Source organism: Rhodovulum sp. P5, from assembly GCF_002079305.1.
GTDB lineage: Bacteria > Pseudomonadota > Alphaproteobacteria > Rhodobacterales > Rhodobacteraceae > Rhodovulum.
In genome coordinates this window covers 3,880,951-3,905,229 of record NZ_CP015039.1, presented here as the reverse complement: position 1 = coordinate 3,905,229, position 24,279 = coordinate 3,880,951, and the positions used below count along the sequence as shown (strand labels likewise).

Sequence of the window (24,279 nt, the reverse complement as noted above, 5' to 3'; positions counted from 1 at the left end):
TCAACGACTGCGGCGATCCGCCATGTATTACCAAATTGCTCAAAGTTTGGAATGCACGTAACTTTCTGCACTTGAAACGCGCGAAACAGGACGCCAGCCCATGACGCAAGCCCTGCGGTCCGCCACCGCCACCCCGACTGCTGCCGGTGCCATCCGCCCCATGACCGGGAACGAGGCCATCGCCCGCGGCGTGTGGGAGGCCGGTTGCAAGGTCGCCGCCGCCTATCCCGGCACGCCGTCGACCGAGATTATGGAAAACGTCGCCACCTATCCGGCCGCCGACATCCACGCCCAGTGGTCGACCAACGAAAAGACGGCGATGGACGTGGCCATCGGGGCCAGCTTCGCAGGGGCACGGGCCTTCACGGCGATGAAACATGTCGGCATGAACGTGGCCGCCGATGCGCTGATGTCGTTCTCGTATATCGGGGTCAATGGCGGGCTGGTCGTGGCCGTCTGCGACGACCCGGGCATCCATTCGTCCCAGAACGAACAGGACAGCCGGATCTATGCCCGCTTTGCTCAGGTGCCGGTGCTGGAACCGTCGGACGGACAGGAAGCGCTGGAATTCACGCGCCAGGCGTTCGACATCTCCGAAGCGTTCGACACGCCGGTCTTCGTGCGGTCCACCACCCGCCTGTCCCATACCCGCAGCGCGGTGCAGTTGGGCGAGCGCACGGCGCCAGAGGGGCGCGCCTTTGCCGACAACCCGCGCAAGAACGTGATGATCCCCGCCCATGCCCGGATGCAGCACGGGCAGGTGCTGGAACGCGAACGGCGGCTGAAGGAATGGCTGACCGACAATCCCCTGAACCGGGTGGAGCCGGGCGATACCCGCGTCGGCGTCATCACCTCGGGCATCCCCTATACCTATGTGAAGGAATGCCTGCCGGACGTCTCTGTCCTGAAACTCGGCGTCACCTATCCCCTGCCCGACCAGTTGATCCGCGACTTCGCCGCCGGCGTCGACCGGGTGATCGTGGTGGAGGAACTGGAACCGCTGATCGAGGACGCGCTGAAGGCCATGGGCGTCGCGTGCGAGGGGAAGGCGTTCTTCCCGCGCGAGGGCGAATTCTCGCCCGAAATCGTCCATGACGGTTTTGCCAAGGCCGGGTTGATGGAGCCGCGCAAGAACGCGGCCCCCTTCGAATTCGCCCCGATGGTGCGCCCGCCGGTGCTGTGCGCGGGCTGCCCCCATGCGGCCTGTTTCATGGCGCTGCGCGCGATGGATGCGCGGGTGGCCGGCGATATCGGCTGCTACACCCTTGCCGTGGTGGAGCCACTGAAAAGCATCGACACCTGTGTCTCCATGGGTTCCTCCATCGCCAACGCGGTCGGCATGGCCAAGGCGGGGACCGAGACCAAGCCGATCGTGGCGACCATCGGCGATTCCACCTTCCTGCATTCGGGCATCCCGCCGCTGATCGACGCGGTCTACAACAACGCCAACATCACCGTCTTCATCCTCGACAACCACATCACCGCGATGACCGGCGGGCAGGATCACCCCGGCACCGGCCGGACCCTGCGCGGAGAGATCGCCCCGCGCGTCGATTTCTTCGATCTGGTGAAATCGCTGGGCGTGAAATGGGTGCAGAAGATCGACAGCTACGACACCGCCACGATGCAGCAGCAGTTGCGCGAGGCAACGGCCTACAAGGGCGTGTCGGTGGTGATCTCCGACCGGCCTTGCGTGCTGGACCCGGTCAAGATCAAGGGCCCGGCGATGGAGGTCGAGCAGGAAAGCTGCATCGCCTGTCAGGCCTGCATGAACCTTGGCTGCCCGGCGATCACATGGTCCGAAGGCTGGCACGACGGCCGCCACAAGGTGAAGATCGACCCGGAGGCCTGCATCGGCTGCAGCCTGTGCGCGCAGCTTTGCACCAGCCACTCGATCAAACCGGTTGCGGAGCCTGCCTGACCCATGAGCAAACCGAATACGACAACGAATGTGCTGATCGTCGGCGTCGGCGGACAGGGCGTGATCATGGTGTCCAAGGTGCTGGCGCAGCTTTGCCAGGCCGACGGCCACGATGTGAAGCAAAGCGAAGTCCATGGCATGGCCAAGCGCGGGGGCGGCGTGTTCAGCCATGTCCGCTTTGGCCCCAAGGTCTGGTCGCCCACGATCCCCGAGGGCGAGGTCGATATCCTCGTGGCGCTGGAATGGGCGGAAGGCCTGCGCTGGCTGAAACACCTCAAGCCCGACACCGGGACCTTCATCGCCGATTGCCAGAAGATCGTGCCGCCCTTTGCCTGCCGCAACCGCAAGCGCGGGGCAGAGCCCGCCTATGCGCCCCAGACGCCCGAGGAGATCATCGAACAGGTGCACGCAGGCTATGTCATGGACGCCACCACCATGGCGGCCAATCTGGGCAATGCGCGGGCATCGAACACGGTGCTGCTGGGCGCGCTGTCCACGGTTCTGGACTTCCCGCCAGAGGCCTGGGTCGACATCATCTCGGCCACCGTCCCGCCGAAATCGGTAGAGATCAACCGGCAAGCCTTTGCCGAGGGCCGGGAGTGGGCCAAGCTGGGCGAAAAGCGCATCGATGTCACCGCCTCGGGCCTGCACAAGTCCCATGTGGAGGTGCATCACCCGCAGGTCGATACCGTGCTGGAGATCACGCAGGAATGGTGCAAGGGCTGCGATATATGCGTGAAGATGTGCCCCGAGCGCTGCCTGCGGCTGAACGACCAGCTCAAGGCCGAACTTGCCCTGCCCGATCTCTGCACCGGCTGCCAGCTTTGTTCCTGGCTCTGCCCCGATCAGGCGATCAAGGTTACGAATATTCCCCAAACGGAGCCCGCCGAATGACTGCGACGCGCCGCAATCTGGAAGGCAACGAGGCCTGCGCGCTGGGCGCGATCCGCGCCGGTTGCCGCTTCTTTGCAGGCTACCCCATCACCCCGTCCTCGGAAGTGGCCGAGGTCATGTCCCGCGAACTGCCCAAGGTGGGCGGCACCTTCATCCAGATGGAGGATGAGATCGCCTCGATGGGCGCCGTGATCGGCGCCTCGATGGGGGGCGTGAAGGCGATGACGGCGACCTCTGGCCCCGGCTTTTCGCTGAAACAGGAAAATCTCGGCTATGCCTGCGGGGCAGAGATCCCCTGCGTCGTGGTCAACGTCATGCGCGGCGGCCCGTCGACGGGGATGCCCACGCGCCCCGCCCAGGGCGACATCATGCAGACCCGCTGGGGCACCCATGGCGACCACGCGATCATCGTGCTGGCCCCGGCCTCGGTGTCAGAGGCGTATTCCGAAACCATCCGCGCGGTGGAATTGTCCGAAACACTGCGGGTGCCGGTCGTGGTGCTGCTGGACGAGGTGATCGGCCATCTGACCGAAACCGTCGATCTGGCCGCCGTGCCAGAGGCGCCGGAGGTCTGGCGCAAGTTCGCCGATGGCCCGGTAGAGGGGTTCGAGCCCTACGAGGTGACCGAGGACATGATCCCGCCCATGGCGCGGCCCGGCGACGGCTATCGCGCCCACTGCACCGGCCTGACCCATGCGCCGGGCGGCTTCCCGACGCAGGTGCCGACCGTCGCGGCGGAGGCGCTGAACCGCACCACCGACAAGCTGATCCTGCACCGTGACAGGATCGAAAGCTGGCGGGTGCAGGACACCGACGACGCCGACCTGCTGATCGTCGCCATCGGCATTTCCGCCCGCGCCGCCCGGCAGGCGGTCAAGGACCTGCGGGCCGAGGGGCTTAAGGTCGGGCTGTTCCGCCCGGTGACGCTCTGGCCCTTCCCCGAGGATGCGCTGCGCGAAACGGTGGCCAAGGCAGGCGCGAAGACCGTGCTGGTGCCCGAGATGAATCAGGGCCAACTGGTTCTGGAGGTCGAGCGCGTGCTGGCCGGCCGCGCCACGGTCGAAGGGCTGGGCAAGGTTGACGGGCAGGCGATCACGCCCGACGAGATTGCCGCAAAGGCGCGGGAGGCGCTGCGATGAAAGACACCACCGTTGAGGCCGCCTTCGACGTCAACGACTGGCTGCGGCAGGACCAGATGCCCCATTTCCTGTGCCCCGGCTGCGGGCACGGCATCGCGCTGCGCGCCCTTTTGTGGGCCATCCACGACGCCCGCATCGACAAGGACAAGCTGGCCGTGGTTTCGGGCATCGGCTGTTCGGGGCGCCTGTCCGCCTATATCGACGCCAACACCTTTCACACCACCCATGGCCGCCCGCTGACCTTTGCCACCGGTCTGAAACTGGCGCGTCCCGACCTGCATGTGATCGTCATCACCGGCGACGGCGACTGCCTTGCCATCGGCGGCAACCACCTGATCCATGCCGCGCGCCGCAATCTGGATATCACCTGCATCATGCTGAACAACGAGATCTACGGCATGACCGGCGGGCAGGTGTCCCCCACCACGTCGGAGGGGCGCTATACCTCCACCACGCAGGCGGGGAATACCGAACCCACCTTCGATGCCTGCGCACTGGCCGCCGCGGCGGGCGCGGGCTTTGTCGGGCGAGAGGTGACAATGCAGGTGCTTGCCCTGCGCGACCTGATCCGGCAGGCGCTGGGGCATGAGGGCTTTTCCTTCGTCGAGGTGCTGTCGGACTGCACCGAGATCTACGGCCGCAAGAACGATCTCGGCGCCTCGCCCGAGATGATGCTGGCCAAGAAAAGCGAGATGCGCCCCTATGCCTATCGCAACACCGTGGACGTGCCGTTCCGGCCCAACGCCTTGCGCACCGGGGTCCTGTCGCAGAACGAACGCCCGGAATATGGCGCTGCCTACCGGTCGATGGCGGCGATGATCCGCGGCGAGAGGGAGGGCGGTTGATGGCCACCGAAATCCGTTTCAGCGGCAGCGGCGGGCAGGGCCTGCTGTTGTCGGCGCGCATCCTTGCCGCAGCGCTGGCCGAAGAGGGGCGCAACATCGCGCAGTCGAACGCCTATGAGCCGGTGTCGCGCGGGGGGCTGTCCCGGTCGGATCTGGTGATCAGCGACGGGGAGGCGGACTATCCCCTCAGCCGCCGGCTGAACTTCCTGCTTATCCTGGACGAGGCCGCGGCGACGGCCTCCACCCATCTGCTGGACGCCGCGTCGGTGGTGCTGGCCGATGCCGAACGGGTGACGACGCTGCCAGAGGGGCCGTTCACCGTGCACGCCCTGCCTTTCACCGAAACCGCCCGGCAGTTGGGCAATCCGCGGGTGACGAATATCGTGGCGCTGGGGGCATTGGTCGCCTTGGGCAAGGTCTGTGACGCGGACGCGCTGGAACGCAGCATCCTGGCGATGACACCTGCGAAATTCGCGCAACTGAACCGGGAAGCCTTCGCCGCCGGCAAGGCGATGGCAGAGGCACCGGTCCCGGCCTGAGAGATCAGGCCGCCCGCCGCAATCCCGCCAGCCGCGCCACCGCGCCGCTGCCGACCGAGCGCATCCAGGTGGCGCCAAGCGGCACGGGAACCGCACCGGTGCCCAGCTTGAACCGGGCCAGCCCCGGCGTCTTGACCGTGTCGAGCGTGCCGAGTTCCAGCGCCGTCAGCCCGCGCGCCTTCAGCGCTAGCATGCCGGTCCACATCAGCAGGTTATGGGCATCCATCCTGCGCCCGTCTTCGGACGTCCAGCCAAGGTGATAGCTGGCCCAGGGCGCATGGATCAGGAACAGCATCCCCGCCACCGGACCGGACTTGTCGCTGGCCGTGACCAGCAGGCTTTCGCCAAGGCTCGCCCAGGCCACGGCGAATTCCGGCGGCAGGCGGGCATAGCGGCGCTGGCTGGCCTGCCGGGCCTCTTCCCGCAACAGCCAATGGCCGGGATCGGGTGGCATCGGCCCACTGTCGAGGAACAACCCCGCCCCCTCTGCCCGTTTCAGGCGGTTGCGCCATTTCTGATGCAGGGCAGCCCGCAGCGCCGCCTCGGGTTCCTTGAGCGACAGGCGCGCGACATGGCCGCCCGTCACCATCTGCAACAGCCCCTGCCCCATCAGCGGATCGCGCCCGTCGATGCAATCGGGCGTCGCCATCACGCCGCGATGGTCCGGCGCCAGCATCGCGACCAGATCACGGGTTGCGCGGCCTGCATCCGCTGCCCCCACGGACGGGGCAAACAGCGGCCCGCGGGACAGCAACGCGAACTGCCCGAACAGCGGCCATGTCCGCCGCAGGATCTGCGCGCTGGCCACGGGTTTTCCGCCCGCGCGTCCCTCCAGCCACATCACCTGAGACCCGATGCGCTTGCACGCCGCGCCATAGGCCCGGTGCTGCTGCATCGGCATCGGCGCGCCTTTCGGCGTTTTCGGGCGCTGGGCCTCGGACCATGTGATTTCCATACCGCATGTTAACCCAAAGAAAGGCTAATCAAGTGTAAATGGCCCCATGACAAAAGTGACCGAGACCGTTCAGGGCGTGCATGCCCCGCCCCCGAAACCCACCATCGCCGGGGCCTTGTGGGTCGCGCTGGTGATCACCCTGCCACTGGCCGTCATCGTGATGCTGATCCAGGGCGCGCTCTGGCTGCTGGGGCGATAGGTCTGTGCGCCGTCAGGCGGCCTCGATGGTCACGGCAACATCCGAAGGCTTTGCATAATAGGGCGACGAGGTCACCAGCACCCTCGCCCCCGCCGCGGCATAGGCCGCCGCATTGCCGGCATTGATCCCGCCTGCCGCGGCGATGCAGCCCGGCCAGTGCGGGCCCAGCGCCGTGGCGGTGGCGGCGACGTCCTCTGGCGGGAACTTCTCCAGTTGCAGGACATCGGCGCCGGCCTTGGCGGCCTCCAGCGCCTCGTCGTGGCTTTTCACCTCGACCACCACGCGGCGTTCGGGACAGGCCGCCCGCAGGCGCGCGATCTGGTCGTGCAGGGCCCCGGCGCCGCCAAAGACCCGATGTTCGGGGAACAGCAGCACGGTATCGGACAGCCCCGTGCGGTGGATCGTGGCGCCCCCGACCGTCACCGCCTTCAGCGACAGGGGCCGCGTGCCCGGAATGGCCTTGCGCGTGCAGGCCACGTTCACCCCCGCATCCACGGCCCGCGCCGCCGTGACGATCGCCGCCGCAGCCCCCGCCACGCCAGAGGCCCATTCGACCAGCGTCTGCGCCACCTTCCAACCCGCAAGCAGGGACGCGGCCGACCCGCTTGTCGCCAGCAGCAGATCCCCCGCCGCGGCCTGCGTGCCGCTTTCGGCCGAAACATCCGCCGCCGCCCCGACAAGGGCGAACAGGCGCGCCGCCTCTTCCGTGCCGCAAACGGTCATGGGATAGCGTGCGCGCATGGTCAGGTTGGCCTTCTGCCCCTCTATCCCCAGGCTGCGCGTGGTCAGATCGCCGTTGGGCACGTCTTCCTTCAAAAGACACATCAGGGCTTTGTCATCGAGCATGAACATCGGGCATCGGTCCTTTCGCGTGATCGGCGAGGCTTCGGTTACGGGGCTATCCGGGGGGAGTGCCGGGGCCGGCCTTGCCCGAGGCACTGCTGTTGTCGCCCAGCATCACGGCCTTCAGCCGCGCCACGACCAGTTCGCCCGGGCGGAGGGTCAGCGTGTCCCACGACTTTCGCGACACCCGCGCCAGAAGCGGCGCGCCGGTGCCATCGGGGCCAAGCCGCAGGCGCACCGTCATCTGGTGCTCGGCCTCGGGTTCGGCCCCCACGATGCGGGCAGGCAGGGCGTTCAGGATGGTGGTGTCCAGCGGCGCGTGGCGGCCAAGGCTGACATCGCTGGCCGGGATGCGCAGACGCCGCCGGGTGCCCTTGGGCCCCAGATCCCCTGCCACGGTCAGCCGCCCGCCGGGGACGCGCACATCAGTCAGCCCATATTTCGGATCGGTGGCAACGACCTCCCCCTCGATCACGGCGGCGGGCTGCGGCATGTGGATCAGCGGCAGGGCCGGGTCCGACAGAAGCTCCGCAATCGGCCCGGCGGCCCGCACCCGCCCGGTGTCCATCAGGACAAGGGTGTCGGCCAGACGCTCGACCTCGGCGATATCGTGGCTGACATAGACGACGGGGATCGAGAGCGTCGCGTGCAGTTTTTCCAGATAGGGCAGGATGTCATCCTTGCTGAACCGGTCCAGCGCAGACAGCGGTTCGTCCATCAACAAGAGCTTGGGCTGCGACAAGAGCGCCCGGCCGATGGCGACCCGCTGACGCTCCCCCCCCGACAGCGCCGCAGTGGGCCGTTCGAACAGCCGCGCGATGCCCAGCAGGTCCACGACCTCATCCTCACCGATCTGCACCGGGCCTTTCGACCGGCGCAAGCCGAAGCGCAGGTTTTCGCGGACCGACAGATGGGGGAAAAGGCTCGCCTCCTGAAACACGTAACCGACCGCGCGGCGATGGGCGGGGCGGATGCGGCGGCCGTTCTGCCATTCCTCCCCGTTGACGACCAGCCGCCCACCCGGCAGGCGCAAAAGCCCTGCCAGACAGCGCAGCACCGTGGTCTTGCCACATCCCGACGGCCCGAACAGAGCCGTGACCCCCTGCCCCGGCACGGTGAAGGAGACATCCAGTCGAAACCCGCCGCGGTCGGCGGAAAACGCGGCCTCGATCATCGCTGCCCCCGTGTCAGGCGGCGTTCGATCAGCAGCATGGTCAGGATCACGGCGAAGGACATCATCAGCATGCCGCCCGCCAGCACATGCGCCTTGCCCCATTCCAGCATCTCGACATAGTCGAAGATCGTCACCGACAGCACCTTGGTCTGGCCGGGAATACCGCCCCCGATCATCAGCACCACGCCGAATTCGCCGACCGTATGCGCGAAGCCAAGGATCGCCCCGGTCAGGATACCGGGCCGTGCCAAGGGCAGCGCCACGGTGAAGAAGGCGTCCAGCGGTGCGGCCCGCAGCGTCGCGGCCACCTCCATCGGGCGGGGGCCCATCGCCTCGAACGCGTTGCGGATCGGGTTGACCACGAAGGGCAGCGAATAAATGACCGAGCCCAGAACCAGCCCCTCGAACGTGAAGGCCAGCGACCGGCCAAGGATCGCGGTCAACGGGCTGTCAGGCCCCATCGCGATCAGCAGGTAGAACCCCAGAACCGTCGGCGGCAGCACGATGGGCAGCGACACGATGGCGGCGACGACCTCTTTCCACAGGCCGCGGCCTTGCGCCAGCCACCAGGCCAGCGGCGTACCCACCAGAAGCAGGACGACCGTGGTGATCCCGGCCAGACGCAGGGTCAGCAGGATCGTCTGGGTCATCGCCGCGTCGAACATCGGGCTGCCTCCCATGCCCTCAGCCGCCGGTGCCGTAGCCGAACCGCTCGATGATCCGGGCGGCCTCGGGGCTTTTCAGGAAGTCGAGATAGGCGGCCGCCGCTGCGCTGTCAGCGCCCTTCTGCAACAGGATCGCATCCTGCCGGATCGGCGCGTAAAGGTCATCGGGAACGCCCCAGCGGGACCCGGCATCGTCCATCGCCACCTGCGACAGCGCCACGAACCCCACATCGGCATTGCCGGTCGCCGCGAACTGATAGGTCTGCAGGATCGTCTTGCCCTGCACGATCCGGCGTTGCAGGGCCTCGTAGACGCCCAGCGCCTGCATCGCCTCGACCGCCGCGGCGCCATAGGGCGCGGTCACCGGGTTGGCGATGGCGACATGGGTCAGCGCGTCGGAGTGCAGGATATCACCGTCCGCGTTGATCAGGTCGGGGTCCGCGCTCCACAGCACGATCTTGCCGGTGGCGTAGGTAAAGCGGGTGCCGGGCACGCCCAGCCCCGCGGCCTCTGCCTTTTCGGGGCGGGCGGTGTCGGCGGCCAGGAATGCCTCGAACGGCGCGCCTTGCGTGATCTGGGTGTAAAGCTGCCCGGTGGAGCCAAAGCTGTAGGTGACGTGATGGCCCGTCGCCGTTTCAAAGGCCGTCCCGATTTCCTTGGCCGCGGCCGTAAAGTTGGCCGCGACGGCGATTATGGTGTCGTCTGCCCGGACAGGCCCGGCAAGGCCCACCGACAGCGCCAGAACGGCAAGGGACGGTCGGAAATACGGGAAACGGGTCATGGAACATCCTTTCGGGGTCTTGGGCATCGGGAATGGCGACGTCCGCGATGCCGGCGGCATGGCGGTGCCGGGGCCGTGTTCGTCCACCGCGTGCACCGGCCAGCAAACGTCCCCGCACACAGGGGACAAACCGGCAGGTTCGACGGTCAGCGCAGGGGTCAGGACAGTCTCGGCCATGGGGGAACTTTCAGGGGACGGCAATCGTTATGCACCGAACCTACATAGCGAATTGCGGTTGCGAAAGGGCACCGCGTCAGCCTGCCACGCTTGGGTGACACTTTTACTCGGAAATTGCACGCATATTCGGCATGCGGGGATATGTCTGGCCGCAAAACAGGCCGGTTAAGGAAATTTTCAAACGTTTCGCATGCGAAACTCTGGCCAATTCGGGGCGCGTGCGTTTGCCATGCCCCGACCCGCGCCCCATATTGCGCCCATGTTGAAGCTGACCCCCCTTTTGCTGGCGATCCTGTACGCCGTCGCGATGTACCGCTTTTCAGCATGGCGCACCGCGCGCGAACTGGATGCGAAATCGACCGAACTGGCCGATGCGCGGCTGAAGGCGATGACAGACCGGATGGCGGCGGCGCTGGAATTGCCGCGGATCCGGGTGAACATCTATGAAATCGACCCGGTCAACGGGCTGGCCGCACCCGACGGGCGGATTTTCCTGACGCGCGGGTTTTACAACCGCTATCGCGCGGGCGAGGTGACGGCAGAGGAAATGGCCAGCGTCATCGCCCACGAACTGGGCCATGTGGCGCTGGGCCATTCCCGGCGGCGGATGATCGACTTTTCCGGGCAAAATGCGCTGCGCACCGCGCTTGCCATGATCCTCAGCCGGTTCCTGCCGGGGATCGGGGTCTATATCGCGAACGCTCTGACAGCACTTCTGGCCGCCCGGCTGTCCCGACAGGACGAGTACGAGGCCGACGCCTATGCCGCGGCGCTGCTGACCAAGTCGGGCATCGGGACGGCCGCGCAGAAGTCGCTGTTCCGCAAACTGGAGGAGTTGACCGCCGGGCGCGGCGGCGTCATGCCCGCCTGGCTGATGAGCCACCCCAAGACCGATGAGCGCGTGAAGGCCATCGAGGCGCTGGAAGCGCGCTGGAATACCATCGACGCAACCTGATCAGGCGGCCAGCGCCTTGGCCAGATGCAGATCAGAGCCGCGCCATTGGCGGGCCGAGGCGCGGCGATACAACGGACGAGGGGGGCAGTTTATCGTGCCAAGCCCGAAGAACCTCCGGCGGCGCACCTGCTTCGCCATATCGCCGTGCCGTGGGGTCGGCCCGGCGATGGCGCGGCGGCCTGCGGCCTTGCCTCCGCGCCAGACACTCTGGCAGCGCGGTACGTGACGGGCCCCCGTTCCGGCACCTGCCCTTCGGTGTCCTCGTTCAGTCCCCTATTCCAGCGCCTTGCCCAGACGCGGCAGGCGGGCGCGTTTCAACAGTGCGCGCACGGCCATCTCCTCCCCCGACAGGCGCGCGGCCTCTTGCCGGACGGCGTCCACCACCCCGGCGACCGCATCGGGATGGGTCTGCCACAGGTCCAGCAGCAGCGCGTCGGGCGCGTCGCGCCGCAGGCCCTCTTCGGCCAGCGTGTCCCGGGGGAAATCGCGCGCGTTGAAGGTGACAATCGTGTCCGCGTTGCCCGCGATGGCGGCGGCCAGCACATGGATATCGGCCGGGTCCGGCAACCAGAGCCGCGCCTCAAGCCCCGCGGGCACAGCAACCTCTGCCCCCGGCCATGCCGCGCGCAGCAGCGCGATTTCCGCCCGGGCCTGCATCTCTCCGGTGGGGCCGATCTTGCGGGCGGCGCGGGCCCATTCCTCCAGTATCCGGGCGGACCAGAGCGGCTGGAACAACCCCTTACCCGCCACGCCCAGCAGGATTTCCCGCAATACGGTGGGGTACAGGACGCAGGCGTCCAGCAACACCTTCACGGCATCAACCGGAAAAACAGCGCCTTGAGATAGCCGGATTCCGCCAGATGGGGCAGCACCGGGTGGTCGGGGGCCGCGTATCCGGTATGGATGATCTGCCCGCGCCGCCCGGCCTTGCCGATACCGCGGGCCGATGCTGCGCGGAACCTTGCCAGATCGGCGGCATGCGAACAGGAGCAAAGGGCAAGATACCCGCCCGGCGCCACCAGCGCGGCGGCAAGGCGCGCCACCCGTTCATAGGCCCGCAGCCCTGCATCCAGTGCCTGTTTCGACGGGGCGAAGGCGGGCGGGTCGCAAATGACAAGATCGAACTCTGCCCCCTCCTCTGCCAGTGCCGTCATGCAGTCGAAGGCATCCGCCTTGCGTGTGGCAAAGCGGTCGGCCGCGCCCATCGCCGCGGCACCCTGTTCTGCAAGCTCCAGCGCGGGGGCCGATCCGTCGACCGCCAGTGCCCGGTCGGCCCCTGCGGCCAGTGCGGCCAGGGCAAAGCCGCCGACATGGGAGAACACGTCCAGCACCCGCGCGCCCTTGGCAAGTTTCTGTGCGAAAGCATGGTTGTCCCGCTGGTCGAAGAACAGCCCCGTCTTCTGCCCGCCCAGCAGATCGGCCACGTAGGTCGCGCCGTTCATCGGCACCGGCAACGACCCGGCCAGATCGCCGCGCAAAATGCCGGTCTCTTCGTCCAGCCCCTCCAGCACGCGCGCCCGGCCCGATCCGTTCTTGACGATGGTCGTCACCCCGGTGACGGCGGTCAGCGCCCCGGCCAGCATGTCCAGCCGGGCCTCCGTCCACGCGGTGTTGGGCTGGATCACAGCGGCGTCCCCGAAACGGTCGATCACCAGACCGGGCAGGCCGTCGGCCTCTGCATGGACAAGGCGATAAAAAGGCGCGTCGTACAGCCGGTCGCGCAGCGCCACGGCGTGCCGCAGACGATCTTCGAACCATGTCGCGTCAACCTCGGCATCCGGATCGCGGTCCAGCACGCGGGCGATGATCTTCGACTGCGGGTTCACCGCCACCAGCGCCAGCGGCTGACGCTCCGCATCCTCCAACCGGGCAAGCGTGCCGGGGGCAAGCGCCTTGGTGCGGCGGTCGGTGACCAGTTCATCGGCATAGACCCAGGGGAAGCCATGGCGGATGGCGCGGGCCTCGGCCTTGGGGCGCAGGCGGACGGTGGGGCGGGTGTCTGTCATATCCGCTGCATACGCCCTTGCAGAGCGGGCGGAAAGGGGCCGCGGGGTTTTCCCGTTGACGTCCCCGGACTATATCGAACCGGATCGGAACCGGAAGGAGCCCGACATGGCCCTGAACCCCGTCCTGCAACAGGTGACCGAGGCCATCGTGGCCCGGTCGAAGGACAGCCGCCAAGCCTATCTTGAGCGCATCGCGCGGGCCGCCGAACAGGGCCCCGCCCGGGCGCATCTGACCTGCGGCAACCAGGCCCATGCCTATGCCGCGATGGGCCCGGCACAGGACCGGCTGGCAGAGGGGCGCGCGCCCAACCTCGGGATCGTCACGGCCTATAACGACATGCTGTCGGCACATCAGCCGTTTGAGCGCTTCCCCGCCCTGATCAAGCAGGCCGCGGCCGAGGCCGGGCCACCGCACAGGTGGCCGGCGGCGTGCCTGCCATGTGCGACGGGGTCACCCAAGGGCAGACGGGGATGGAACTGTCGCTTTTTTCCCGCGACGTGATCGCGATGGCCGCGGCGGTGGCGCTTTCCCACAACACCTTCGACGCGGCGGTGTTTCTGGGCGTCTGCGACAAGATCGTGCCGGGGCTGGTGATCGCCGCGGCCAGTTTCGGCCATCTGCCGGCGGTCTTCCTGCCCGCAGGCCCGATGCCAAGCGGCCTGCCGAACGATGAAAAGGCCAAGGTCCGCCAGCAATTCGCCGAAGGCCGGGTCGACCGCGACGCGCTGATGAAGGCGGAGATGGAGAGTTACCACAGCCCCGGCACCTGCACCTTTTACGGCACCGCCAATTCCAACCAGATGCTGATGGAGGTGATGGGCCTGCACCTGCCCGGCGCCAGCTTCGTCAACCCCGGCACGCCGCTGCGCGATGCGCTGACCGTGGCCGGCGCGAAACGGGCGCTGGAGATCACGGCCCTGGGCAACGCCTATACGCCCGCGGGGCAGGTGCTGGACGAACGCGCATTTGCCAACGGGATCGTGGGGCTGATGGCGACGGGCGGGTCGACGAACCTTGTGCTGCACCTGCCAGCGATGGCGCGGGCCGCGGGGATCGTGCTGGATATCGAGGATTTCGCGCGGCTGTCGGCCGTCACGCCGCTGATGGCCAAGGTCTATCCCAACGGTCTGGCCGACGTGAACCATTTCCACGCGGCGGGCGGTCTGGGCTACATGATCGGCGGGTTGCTGGAGGCGGGGCTGTTGCATCCCGACACGCTGACCGTCGCGGGCGGCGGGCTGGCCACCTATACGCAGGAGCCGAAGCTGAAGGATGGCGCGCTGGCATGGGAGGACGGCCCGACCCACAGCCGCAACGACCGCATCCTGCGCCCGGCCGCGGACCCGTTCCAGCCGACCGGCGGGCTGCGGACGCTGGACGGCAATCTGGGCCGCGGGATCATCAAGGTCTCTGCCGTGGCACCGGAACGCCATGTGATCGAGGCGCCGGTGCGCATCTTCCACGATCAGGAAGACGTTAAGGCCGCCTTCAAGCGGGGGGAATTCACGGGCGACACCATCGTCGTGGTCCGCTTTCAGGGGCCGAAGGCGAACGGGATGCCGGAACTGCATTCGCTGACGCCCACGCTGGCGGTGCTGCAGGATCGGGGGCTGAAGGTCGCGCTGGTCACCGACGGGCGGATGTCGGGGGCCAGCGGCAAGGTGCCCGCGGCGATCCATGTCAGCCCCGAGGCCGCCGATGGCGGGCCGCTGGCACGGCTTGCCGATGGCGATCTTGTCCGGCTGGACGCCGCCGCCGGTACGCTGGATGTGCTGACCGACGGTGCGCTGGACCGCGCCGCGGTCACCCCGGACCTGTCGGCCAACCAGACGGGCATGGGACGCGAGTTGTTCGAGACGTTCCGCCAGATGGCCCGCCCGGCCGATTGCGGCGCGGGCAGCCTGGGGGTTTGACACGGACCGCCCCGAAGGCCCGGTAAATTTCCCCTTCGGCGCGGATTGGGCATTGTTCGCGGGCGCGCGGGACATCACTCTGACCGCGCCCGACAACTCTTACGGAGGCCCCAGCCCATGACCCCCCATGCCGCCAGTGAAATGACCGAGGCCCTGTGCCGCCGCGCCGCGGTCATCCCCGTGCTTGTGATCGAGGATGCGCGGACCGCCCGGCCCTTGGCCGAGGCGCTGGTCGCCGGCGGTCTGCCGGTGCTGGAGGTGACGCTGCGCACGCCCGCCGCGCTGGAGGCAATCGCCGAGATGGCGCAGGTCGAGGGCGGCATCGTGGGGGCCGGAACATTGCTGACACCCGCCGATGTCGAGGCCGCGCAAGCGGCCGGGGCACGCTTCGGCGTATCGCCCGGGTCGACCCCCGCGCTGCTGGACGCGGCCCGGGCGGGGGACTTGCCTTTGCTTCCCGGGGCGGCCACGGCGACCGAGGCGATGGCGCTGCTGGAACGGGGATATACGGTTCAGAAGTTCTTCCCGGCAGAGGCCGCGGGCGGCGTTCCGGCACTAAAGGCGCTGGCCAGCCCGCTGCCGCAAATCCGCTTTTGCCCGACCGGCGGGGTCACGCCCGCCAACGCGCCCGCCTATCTTTCCCTGCCGAACACGCTGTGCGTGGGCGGATCATGGGTCGCCCCAAAAGAAATAGTCGCAGCCGGGGACTGGGCGGGGATCACGGCCCTTGCCGCAGAGGCGGCCGGCCTGCCGCGCTGACGCGCCGGGCAAGCGGTCTAGTTCCTGCGTCCTGCCGCCCCACCCCGCCGCCGCGGCCTGGGGGCCGCGTCAAGGCCGGACCGCAGGACAGCCGTCATCGGGTGATCGGCGGTGTCGCGCCCGTATTCGGCCAGCAGCCGCTTGATCGCGCGCCTTGCATCTGTCGTGGCGGGCAGGTCCAGCGACCAGTCGAAGAAGATCGACCGGCATTCGACCTCGCCCAAGCCTTCGATGCGATAGGATTCCCGGATCAGGCCCTTGGGGTCGGCGTCCTCAATCCGCATCCTGCCCCCCGACTGGGCCCCGTGCGATCACCGTTTCGATCATCCCGGCGGCCCGGGCGCGCGCGTCGTTCAACAGGGTCTCCAACGCCTCGGCGCTTTCTGCCCCTGTCCCCCGCAGCAGGAAAGTCAGGCCGCTGTCACCCAGCGTCGCGGGGTCGAGCGGCCGGTCAGAGATCAGCTTGGCCGCCCCCTGCACCTTGCGCAGCAACCGGTAGGCCTCCAGCAGCGTGTCGGCCTCGGGCGGGTGCAGCCATCCGGCCGCCACCCCGGCGGCAAGCTGGTCGGGCACCGATGTGGCGGGGCTGGCCGCGATCAGGGCGGCGGCCGAGGCGATCAGTTCGATATCCTGCCCCCGGCCCGGCCCCTGCTTGCCGTCCCATGCCGACTTCGCGGGTTTGGCTTCGGCCAGCCGCTGGCGCATGTCGACAATGCCGGAAAGGGTTTTCTCAATGTCCGCCTTCTGGCGCAGCAGATCACGCCGGAACGCCTCCACCTCTGCCGTCACGGCCGCGTCGCCCGCCACGGGGCGCGCGCGGGTCATGGCCAGGTGCTCCCATGTCCAGGCTTCGTCCAATTGGTAGTTGCGGAAACTCTGGATCGATGTCGCCACCGGCCCCTGGTTGCCCGAGGGGCGCAAGCGCATGTCGACCTCGTAAAGCTTGCCCTCGCTCATCGCGGCGGTCAGGGCCGTCACCAACGCCTGGGTGAGACGGGCGTAATAGGTGCGCGAAGCCAGCGGGCGGCGGCCTTCGGACTGCTCCACCCCGTCGGCATCGTAGATCACGATGAGATCGAGATCGGACTTCGCCGTCAACTGCCCCGCGCCGAGCGAGCCCATGCCCAGAACCACGGCCCCCTTGCCCGGCGGGTCGCCATGCTTGGCCGCGAAATTCCCGACCACGACCGGCCACAGGGCGGACAGCACCGCCTCTGCCAGATCGGCATATTCGGCCCCGGCGGTTTCGGCATCGATCAGCCCGCGCAGGAAATGCACCCCGATGCGGAAATGCCATTCCTTGGCCCAGCCCCGCGCGGCGTCAAGCTGACCCTCATAGTGCCCGATCGCGGACAACCGCTTGGACAGGTCGTCGTGCAGCGCCGCCTTGCCCGGCCAGTCCTCGAAAAAGGTGCCCGCGATCACGACATCCAGAACGCGGGCATTGCGCGACAGGTACTGGGCCAGATCGGGCGAGACGCTGGTGATGTCGATGATCAGGTCGATCAGGTGCGGATTGGCCTCGAACAGCGAGAAGAGCTGCACCCCGGCGGGCAGCCCCTTGAGAAACCCGTCGAAGGCCACGAACGCCTCCACCGGGCGCGGGGCGCGCGACAGCCGCCCGAACAGGTCCGGCTTCAGCCGTTTGAGGATCTCGCGCGCCCGCGCCGTCCGGCAGCAGGGATAGTGCGGCCAGGCCTCCACGACACTCTCGGCCTCTTTCGGCAGGGTCACGGTTTCGCGGTCGGCCTTGTCCGGCGCAAAGAAATCCTCGGTCAATTCATGCACGCGGGTCAGCCGCGCGGTGAGCGTTTGCCGCCACTGCCGAACGTCGCCTTCCCCCGTGAAATGCGCGATCCGGTCAAGACCGTCATCCGTGCCGGGCAGGACATGGGTCTGGGCATCGTTGACCATCTGCAACCGGTGTTCGACCTCGCGATGGGCGCGGTAGTCCTCTGTCAGCCGCTGGGCCACATCGGACGGGATCCAGCCCTTGGCCGACAGAACGGCAAGACCGTCGAGTGTGCCACGCACCCGCAACTCCGGGTCCCGCCCGCCGGCGATGAGCTGGCGGGTCTGGGTGAAGAACTCGATCTCCCGTATCCCGCCACGGCCCAGTTTCATGTTGTGCCCCGGCAGCGTGATCGGCCCGTGCAAACCCTTGTGAGAGCGGATGCGCATCCGCATGTCATGGGCGTCCTGAATCGCGGCGAAGTCGAGATGCTTGCGCCAGACGAAGGGACGCAGGCGATCGAGATAGTCCCAGCCCGCCTGAATATCCCCCGCACAGGGCCGCGCCTTGATATGGGCCGCGCGTTCCCATGTGCGGCCAAGGCTTTCGTAATACCGTTCGGCCGCCTCCATCGACATGCAGACGGGCGTTACCGACGCATCGGGGCGCAGCCGCAGGTCGGTCCGAAAGACGTAGCCCTCCCCCGTCAGTTCCGACAACAGCGACGTCATCCGGCGCGTGACCTTGATGAAGACGCTGCGCGCCTCGTGAAAGTCGGCCTCGTCGAACCGGTCCTGGTCGAACAGGACGATCAGGTCGATGTCCGAAGAATAGTTGAGTTCATGGGCCCCCTGCTTGCCCATCGCCAGCGCGACCATGCCCCCCGCCGTCGCGGCATCGTCCTCGGTCTGGCCGGGCAGTTTGCCCCGGGCGATTTCCGCCGCGACCAGACGCTTGATGGTGGTGTCGACGCAGAGATCGGCAAAATCCGTCAGGGCCGCCGTCACCCGTTCCAGCGGCCAGACGCCCCCCAGATCGGCCAGCGCGATCAATAGGGCGGCGCGGCGTTTGGCGACCCTGAGCCCGGTTTTCAGCCCCTCCAGCGGCAGTGTGGCGACATCGGCCATCAGGGTCGCAAAGGCGCTGTCGGGGTCCTCGGCCAGTGCCGGTTCGATCCACTCCGCCTCACGCGTCATCAGGGCCCACAGATAGGGGCTGCATCCGGCCGTACCGGTCAACAGGGCCAGGACCTCTGGCGGTTGGCTGGCAAATCGTGCGGCGGCTTCGGTCGCACGGTCCGTATCATGGGCGATGGGGGTTCGGGTCAGGCGCGATGCAAAACTCATGCAGCAGTGATGCCGGGGCATTGCCGGGCGGTCAACGGCCTTGTCGGCAGAGGTCGCCCCCGGCCGACGCCACCCGCGGACGGGGCCGGAAGAAAATGTGAATATATTTTACATCTCGCCTTGAACCGGCCCCACCCCATGCCAATCTCATGTCATGTGAAAAGCATTCACATAAAGCCGACCGACCCCGAGGAGTAACATCATGTCTTCCGTCGCCACCTGGCCCGGCCGGGCCGAAAGCTGGTTGGACGAGCGCGGCAAGGGCGCGTGGATCGCCGCCCTCGTGCTCGCCTTCATCTTCTTCTGGCCCATCGGGCTTGCCCTTCTTGCCTATCTGATCTGGAGCAAACGCATGTTCACCGGTTCCTGCAAATCCCGCCACAGCCGTTTCCGCCACGCGCAACACGCATTCCGCAGCAGCGGCAACAGCGCCTTCGACGCCTACAAGGCCGAAACGCTGAAACGGCTGGAGGATGAACAGCACGCGTTCGAAGAGTTCCTTGAACGGCTGCGCCAGGCCAAGGACAAGGCCGAGTTCGACCAGTTCATGGAAGACCGCGCCCGTCGCGCCCGCGAAACCCCCGCGGAGGCCTGACGCCCGCCCCACCGACACGCCGGCCCCCTTCGCCGGCGTGTCCCCCTTTCATTGCATCAGAGCCTGCCTACCTTAAAGCCATGTCTCACATATCCGATCCCTACTGGGGCCTGCCCGACCCCGACAGCCACGCCGAATTCTATGCAAACGTCCCGACCAAGCGGTTCGTGGCGTGGATCTTCGACATGATCGTCATCCTTGTGCTGTCGCTTCTGGCCGTGCCCTTCACCGCCTTCACGGCGATCTTCTTTCTGCCCGCCCTCAGCGTTCTGGTGGCCTTCGCCTATCGCACGGTGACGCTGGCCCGCGGATCGGCCACATGGGGGATGCGCCTTGTGTCCATCGAGATGCGCAATGCCCGTGGCGAACGGCTGGATACGGCGACCGCTGCCATACATACGCTGATCTATTCGGCCAGTCTGGCCCTTGTGCTGCCGCAATTGGTCTCCATCATCCTCATGCTTACGGGGGCGCGGGCCCAGGGCCTTGGCGACCATATTCTTGGGACGGCAGCCATTAACCGTCCCGCCACAACATGAGCGAACGGACTTGGCGGGCGGCAAAGCCGGTGTTAGCGTATTCGTAACACTGGAATGACCGATTTTTGCCATGCGCCACACGCTCCCGCTCGCGCCGCAGTTCTATGTGACTGCGCCACAACCCTGCCCTTATCTGCCCCGACGGATGGAGCGGAAGCTTTTCACCGCATTGCAGGGGGACACGTCCGAAACGCTGAATGACTCCCTGTCCAAGCAGGGGTTCCGGCGGTCCCAGAACGTGCTTTACCGGCCGGCCTGCGCGGATTGCACCGCCTGCCTGTCGGCCCGGATCCGGGTGGCGGATTTCAAACCCACGCGCAGCCAGCGCAAGGCCCGCAACCGCAATTCCGACCTGAAACGGCAGGCCAGTTCCCCCTGGGCAACGGAGGAACAATACACGCTGTTCCGCCGCTATCTCGACAGTCGTCACGCCGATGGCGGGATGGCCGACATGGACATCTTCGAATTCGCCGCGATGATCGAGGAAACCCCGGTGCGTTCGCGCGTCGTGGAATACAGCGCCGATCCGCCCGAGGGCAGCCGCCACCGCCCGCTGGTGGCCGTCAGCCTGACCGATATCCTCGATGACGGGCTGTCGATGGTCTATTCCTTCTACGAACCCGAAAGGGCAAGCCGGTCGGTCGGCACCCATGTGATCCTCGACCATATCGAGATCGCGCGGGAGGCCAACCTGCCTTACGTCTACCTGGGCTACTGGGTGCCGGGCAGCCCGAAGATGGGCTACAAGTCGAACTTCGACGCGCTGGAGATCTACAAGAACGGCGCATGGCAGGACATCGGCGACGCCGAGTCCCACAACGGCGAAACCCACCCGCTGTCGGTCGCCCCGATTGCCGAACAGGTGGCCAAGATCACCCTGCCGGATACGCGGCCGACGAAGGGCTGACCCAAACGTTACGACAGACCCGTCAGCGCCCTGATGGCCGGCTGAACCGGTCATCTTGTGGCAGGATCACGCCCCGCGCCAGCCCGCGGATTGGCGCGCCTTAGCCGTTCGGCAGCAGGCTGGGCACGATGGTCACGATGTCGGGGAAATACCACAGGATCGCCAGCCCCAGCACCTGGATCAGCACGAAGGGAACGATGCCGCGATAGATATGCATCGTCGTGACCTCCTTGGGTGCCACGCCGCGCAGGTAGAACAGCGCAAAGCCGAAGGGCGGTGTCAGGAAGCTGGTCTGCAGGTTGACCGCGATCATGATCGTCACCCATTTCGGGTCGAACGTGCCGCCATAGATCACCGGGCCGACGATGGGCACCACGATGTAGATGATCTCAAGGAAATCCAGCACGAAGCCCAGCACGAAAAGCACCAGCATCACCAGCAGGAATACCGTGAACTCGTTGTCGAAGCTGCGCAGGAATTGCTGGATGTAGTGTTCGCCGCCGAAGGAAATCACGACGAGGTTCAGAAGCTGCGACCCGATCAGGATCGTGAACACCATCGACGTGACCTTGGCAGTTTCCCGCACCACCGGGGCCAGCACGCCCGAACGCAACAGCACGAAGCAGGAATAGAGGATCCCCAGCATCGCGAAGTGGTATGCACCCTGCGCGACAAGGAAGGCGATCCAGTCTTCCACCGGCACGGTTTCGCGATGCACCCGCAAATCGAAATTCACGCCGACAAGGATCATGATCACGATGGAAAAGGACGCCCAGATGATCAGCTTGCCCGATCCCTGTTCCTCGCTCAGCTTGCGATAGGCGGCCAGCATCAGCGCCCCGCCCGCGCCCAGCGCCGCGGCGGGTGTGGGGTTGGTGATGCCCCCAAGGATGGAACCGAGCACCGCCACGATCAGCACAAGCGGCGGGAACACCACCCGCAAAAGCTCTGAATGGCCCAGAAGACCCACCGCATAGCGGACACCGTAAAGCGTGATCGCAAGCGGCACGGCCAACAGCAGGAACGCGGTGCCCGGCGTCGTCAGGGGCGTGATGAACAGGGCATCGACGGCAAAGGCCAGCAAGACCCCCGCCGCGCCGACGATCAGCGGCCGCGTGCCGGCCGTCGGAACGATCCCGCGGGAAAAGGCGAGGATCAGGGCCAGAAGCATGAACCCGATCAGAACCGGGGTAGAGACAGGTGCCGCATTCGCGATCTTGTCGGCCCGCGCGGCCTCGATCTCTTCGGCGGTCAGTTCACGGGACTCGATCGCCGCGCCGGACGCCTCAAGCGCCTGCTGCTGCCGGACGGCAAGATCCCATTTCTCCTGCCCGTGCAACTCGATCATCGAGGCCTGGCACTGTTCGGACACGTTGGTGCGCAGGACGGCGCCCTGCCCCCGTTCCGAGAAGCTGGAAACCGTGATGTCCTGACTGCCCGCAAAGCCGACCCATGTCGCCATCGTCGCCGCGGCGATGAGCGCGACCGGCACGCCCAGAAGCCATGTCAGCGCCGCCTTGCGCGACCCGCGGTCCCCGGCCTGCGCGCCCGCGGCAACAACCGGCGGGGCCTTGGACGGGTTGAGAAGCGCATAACCGAAGGCGTAGACACCATAGAGCACCGCCAGCAGGATCCCCGGCAGGATCGCTGCCTGAAACAGCGTACCGACCGAGACGACCGCGGCCTCTCCCAGATAGGTCAGCGCGTCGGAACAGCCCGCGATCTGCGCCCGTTGTTCCTGCGCGGTGGCGTAGAGGTCCCCGGCCAGCGTGCCCAGCAGGACGATCACGATCGAGGGTGGGATGATCTGCCCCAGCGTGCCGGAGGCTGCGATCACCCCCGTGGCCAGTTCCGGCGAATACTTGTTGCGTAACATGGTGGGCAGGCTGAGCAGCCCCATGGTGACCACCGTCGCCCCCACGATCCCGGTGGAGGCCGCAAGGAACGCCCCCACGACAACGACCGACACGGCCAGACCGCCCGGCAGCGGCCCGAAGACCCGCGCCATCGTCGTCAGCAGGTCATTGGCGATCTTGGACCGTTCCAGCGTGATGCCCATCAGCACGAACATCAGCACCGCCAGCAGCGTCTCGATCGACTGGCCCGCAAGCACGCGTTCGTTGATGCGGTTCACGATGAAGCTGATGTTCCGGTCAAGCGCGACCTCCCACCCGCGGGGGAACAGCGGTTCCTCATATGTCGGCAGGTCGGGGTATCGGAAATGCGATATCGCGTCGGGGTGCAGCCCTTGCGCGATCAGCGCGTTATAGGCCGCGCTGCCGGTGTCGATCGCCTGATGCATGAGCAGACCGGCACTGTCGAGGCTGGCGATGACACCGAAGGAAATGATGGCCGACCCGCCGATGGCGAAGGCCACCGGGAAGCCCGACAGGATCCCGCTGAAGAGGCAGAGAAAGACGATGATCAGGCCGATCTCGATGCCATCAAGTCCGAAAAGCATGACTATGCCCAGCCCCTTTAATGCGTGCCTTCATAGGCTTCTTCACCGGCGCCAAGGCTGTCCCGGTCGAGGTATTTTCCGACGCTGTCCTCCCCCTCGACCATTTCGAGGAAGGAGCGGTAGAAGAACGCGATGGCCTGCAGGAAAATCAGGCCCGCAAGGGCAACCAGCAGCACCTTGAACAGGAAATACCCGTTGAACCCGTTGGGCGAGAACCCGATGGTCTCGACATTCCAGCGCACCGCGCGGGCCTTCATCAACAACCGCTCGATACTGTCGGAGGCAGAGGGTTTCGGCGTGATCAGGTGGCGCCACATGAAGAACCACGCATACATCCAGATCAGCACCGCCATCGGCATCATGAAGAACAGAGAGCCGAACATGTCGATCACGCGTTTCGCCCGGTGCCCGACCGCCGAATAGACCAGATCGACCCGCACATGGCCCGACTGCACGAAGGTGTAGGTCACGCACAGCGCCACGATCATCGCGTTGTAAAGCTTCAGTTCCTCCCCCCACCAGGACAGGTCCTTGGCGAAGGAATAGCCGAACGGCCCAAGCTCGATCTCGGCGACGCGGAAGATGCGTTGCAGGAAGACGATCATCACCTGCTGCAGAACCATCAGAAGACCGGCCCAGGCCACCACGCGGCCCACGGAGTTGGCGAAGCCTTCAAGCACGCGCACCGCGCCCCACATGATCGACCGTCGCCATATGCCCAGTGCCGTCAGCATCAGGAACGCGGTGAACACGACGAAGAAGAACTCCGTCGAGCCGCCGTAATAGACGAAGCGCATGATCGCCTGCTTGTCGGACCAATCCAGCCACAGCCCGGGATGCGTCACCGCATAGTCGAAGTGGTAGAAGGCCAGGCCGATATTCTGAAAGACCCACAGAATGCCGTCGAGCATCCCTTTCCCCCCTTGCGCCGCC

22 protein-coding genes and 1 pseudogene are annotated in these 24,279 nt (G+C 66.8%); 12 read left to right on the top strand and 11 right to left on the bottom strand.

Features of this window, described 5'->3' with window-relative positions; genetic code table 11:
• Positions 1–100 precede the first annotated feature (100 nt).
• The 5 genes from iorA to RGUI_RS18525 are packed head-to-tail and all read left to right on the top strand — an operon-like array spanning position 101 to position 5,338.
• A complete protein-coding gene (iorA, locus tag RGUI_RS21785; RefSeq protein ID WP_172841198.1) occupies positions 101–1,921 on the top strand; it encodes an indolepyruvate ferredoxin oxidoreductase subunit alpha in 1,821 nt (606 codons plus the stop codon).
• Between the two features lie 3 nt (positions 1,922–1,924).
• The gene (locus tag RGUI_RS21780) at positions 1,925–2,815 is read left to right on the top strand and encodes a 2-oxoacid:acceptor oxidoreductase family protein (RefSeq protein ID WP_172841197.1); all 891 of its coding nucleotides are present in this window, start codon (positions 1,925–1,927) and stop codon (positions 2,813–2,815) included.
• Positions 2,812–3,954 carry a 2-oxoacid:acceptor oxidoreductase subunit alpha gene (locus RGUI_RS18535; RefSeq protein WP_081535592.1) on the top strand — a complete coding sequence of 381 codons (1,143 nt, stop codon included), beginning with the start codon at positions 2,812–2,814 and terminating at the stop codon, positions 3,952–3,954. The genes RGUI_RS21780 and RGUI_RS18535 overlap by 4 nt, the downstream gene beginning before the upstream one ends.
• The gene (locus tag RGUI_RS18530; RefSeq protein WP_081535590.1) at positions 3,951–4,799 is read left to right on the top strand and encodes a 2-oxoacid:ferredoxin oxidoreductase subunit beta; all 849 of its coding nucleotides are present in this window, start codon (positions 3,951–3,953) and stop codon (positions 4,797–4,799) included. Before RGUI_RS18535 ends, RGUI_RS18530 begins: the two co-directional genes overlap by 4 nt.
• On the top strand, positions 4,799–5,338 hold the full coding sequence (locus RGUI_RS18525; RefSeq protein WP_081535588.1) for a 2-oxoacid:acceptor oxidoreductase family protein: 540 nt from the start codon (positions 4,799–4,801) through the stop codon (positions 5,336–5,338). The genes RGUI_RS18530 and RGUI_RS18525 overlap by 1 nt, the downstream gene beginning before the upstream one ends.
• Positions 5,339–5,342: 4 nt before the next feature.
• Here the strand turns inward: RGUI_RS18525 and RGUI_RS18520 are convergent, their stop codons facing one another.
• Positions 5,343–6,293 (bottom strand): GNAT family N-acetyltransferase, encoded by a 951-nt coding sequence (locus RGUI_RS18520; RefSeq protein ID WP_253798621.1) that lies wholly within the window; start codon positions 6,291–6,293, stop codon positions 5,343–5,345.
• 46 nt (positions 6,294–6,339) lie between these two features.
• Between RGUI_RS18520 and RGUI_RS21775 the strand changes: the two genes are divergently transcribed.
• On the top strand, positions 6,340–6,492 hold the full coding sequence (locus RGUI_RS21775; protein WP_172841196.1) for a hypothetical protein: 153 nt from the start codon (positions 6,340–6,342) through the stop codon (positions 6,490–6,492).
• Positions 6,493–6,504: 12 nt separating this feature from the next.
• Here the strand turns inward: RGUI_RS21775 and modD are convergent, their stop codons facing one another.
• Genes modD through modA form a run of 4 tightly spaced genes read right to left on the bottom strand, consistent with a single transcriptional unit; the run spans position 6,505 to position 9,955 of the window.
• Positions 6,505–7,338, bottom strand: coding sequence for a ModD protein (gene modD, locus RGUI_RS18515; RefSeq protein ID WP_253798618.1), 834 nt, complete (start codon positions 7,336–7,338; stop codon positions 6,505–6,507).
• 52 nt (positions 7,339–7,390) lie between these two features.
• Entirely contained in the window at positions 7,391–8,509 is a 1,119-nt protein-coding gene (modC, locus tag RGUI_RS18510) for a molybdenum ABC transporter ATP-binding protein (RefSeq protein ID WP_081535584.1), read from the bottom strand.
• Entirely contained in the window at positions 8,506–9,174 is a 669-nt protein-coding gene (modB, locus tag RGUI_RS18505) for a molybdate ABC transporter permease subunit (protein ID WP_156883028.1), read from the bottom strand. The genes modC and modB overlap by 4 nt, the downstream gene beginning before the upstream one ends.
• Positions 9,175–9,193: 19 nt before the next feature.
• On the bottom strand, positions 9,194–9,955 hold the full coding sequence (modA, locus tag RGUI_RS18500) for a molybdate ABC transporter substrate-binding protein (protein WP_081535580.1): 762 nt from the start codon (positions 9,953–9,955) through the stop codon (positions 9,194–9,196).
• Between the two features lie 436 nt (positions 9,956–10,391).
• On the opposite strand from modA, the gene RGUI_RS18495 reads away from it, so the two are divergent.
• A complete protein-coding gene (locus RGUI_RS18495; RefSeq protein WP_081536171.1) occupies positions 10,392–11,087 on the top strand; it encodes a M48 family metalloprotease in 696 nt (231 codons plus the stop codon).
• Positions 11,088–11,360: 273 nt separating this feature from the next.
• Here RGUI_RS18495 and RGUI_RS18490 read toward each other — a convergent pair whose 3' ends face one another.
• Positions 11,361–11,900 (bottom strand): RSP_2648 family PIN domain-containing protein, encoded by a 540-nt coding sequence (locus tag RGUI_RS18490; RefSeq protein WP_081535578.1) that lies wholly within the window; start codon positions 11,898–11,900, stop codon positions 11,361–11,363.
• On the bottom strand, positions 11,897–13,093 hold the full coding sequence (locus RGUI_RS18485) for an RSP_2647 family RNA methyltransferase (RefSeq protein WP_081535576.1): 1,197 nt from the start codon (positions 13,091–13,093) through the stop codon (positions 11,897–11,899). The genes RGUI_RS18490 and RGUI_RS18485 overlap by 4 nt, the downstream gene beginning before the upstream one ends.
• A gap of 106 nt (positions 13,094–13,199) precedes the next feature.
• On the opposite strand from RGUI_RS18485, the pseudogene edd reads away from it, so the two are divergent.
• Positions 13,200–15,007, top strand: a pseudogene (gene edd / locus RGUI_RS18480) (phosphogluconate dehydratase).
• A 117-nt stretch (positions 15,008–15,124) separates the two neighbouring features.
• Complete coding sequence (gene eda, locus RGUI_RS18475; protein WP_081535574.1) at positions 15,125–15,766, top strand: bifunctional 4-hydroxy-2-oxoglutarate aldolase/2-dehydro-3-deoxy-phosphogluconate aldolase; 642 nt, start codon at positions 15,125–15,127, stop codon at positions 15,764–15,766.
• A gap of 17 nt (positions 15,767–15,783) precedes the next feature.
• Here the strand turns inward: eda and RGUI_RS18470 are convergent, their stop codons facing one another.
• Positions 15,784–16,050: a hypothetical protein gene (locus RGUI_RS18470; RefSeq protein ID WP_081535572.1), complete on the bottom strand. Its 267-nt coding sequence runs from the start codon at positions 16,048–16,050 to the stop codon at positions 15,784–15,786.
• Complete coding sequence (locus tag RGUI_RS18465) at positions 16,040–18,844, bottom strand: glutamine-synthetase adenylyltransferase (protein WP_081536170.1); 2,805 nt, start codon at positions 18,842–18,844, stop codon at positions 16,040–16,042. Before RGUI_RS18465 ends, RGUI_RS18470 begins: the two co-directional genes overlap by 11 nt.
• Before the next feature lie 202 nt (positions 18,845–19,046).
• On the opposite strand from RGUI_RS18465, the gene RGUI_RS18460 reads away from it, so the two are divergent.
• The 3 genes from RGUI_RS18460 to RGUI_RS18450 all read left to right on the top strand — a co-directional run bounded on the left by RGUI_RS18460 (position 19,047) and on the right by RGUI_RS18450 (position 20,885).
• Positions 19,047–19,439 (top strand): DUF2852 domain-containing protein, encoded by a 393-nt coding sequence (locus RGUI_RS18460; RefSeq protein ID WP_081535570.1) that lies wholly within the window; start codon positions 19,047–19,049, stop codon positions 19,437–19,439.
• 80 nt (positions 19,440–19,519) lie between these two features.
• A complete protein-coding gene (locus tag RGUI_RS18455) occupies positions 19,520–19,978 on the top strand; it encodes an RDD family protein (RefSeq protein WP_081535568.1) in 459 nt (152 codons plus the stop codon).
• Between the two features lie 70 nt (positions 19,979–20,048).
• A complete protein-coding gene (locus RGUI_RS18450; protein ID WP_081535566.1) occupies positions 20,049–20,885 on the top strand; it encodes an arginyltransferase in 837 nt (278 codons plus the stop codon).
• A gap of 100 nt (positions 20,886–20,985) precedes the next feature.
• Here RGUI_RS18450 and RGUI_RS18445 read toward each other — a convergent pair whose 3' ends face one another.
• Together RGUI_RS18445 and RGUI_RS18440 are read right to left on the bottom strand one after the other, a co-directional pair.
• Positions 20,986–23,346 (bottom strand): TRAP transporter large permease subunit, encoded by a 2,361-nt coding sequence (locus tag RGUI_RS18445; RefSeq protein WP_081535564.1) that lies wholly within the window; start codon positions 23,344–23,346, stop codon positions 20,986–20,988.
• Between the two features lie 17 nt (positions 23,347–23,363).
• Positions 23,364–24,257 carry a TRAP transporter small permease subunit gene (locus RGUI_RS18440; protein ID WP_081535562.1) on the bottom strand — a complete coding sequence of 298 codons (894 nt, stop codon included), beginning with the start codon at positions 24,255–24,257 and terminating at the stop codon, positions 23,364–23,366.
• Between the last annotated feature and the right edge of the window lie 22 nt (positions 24,258–24,279).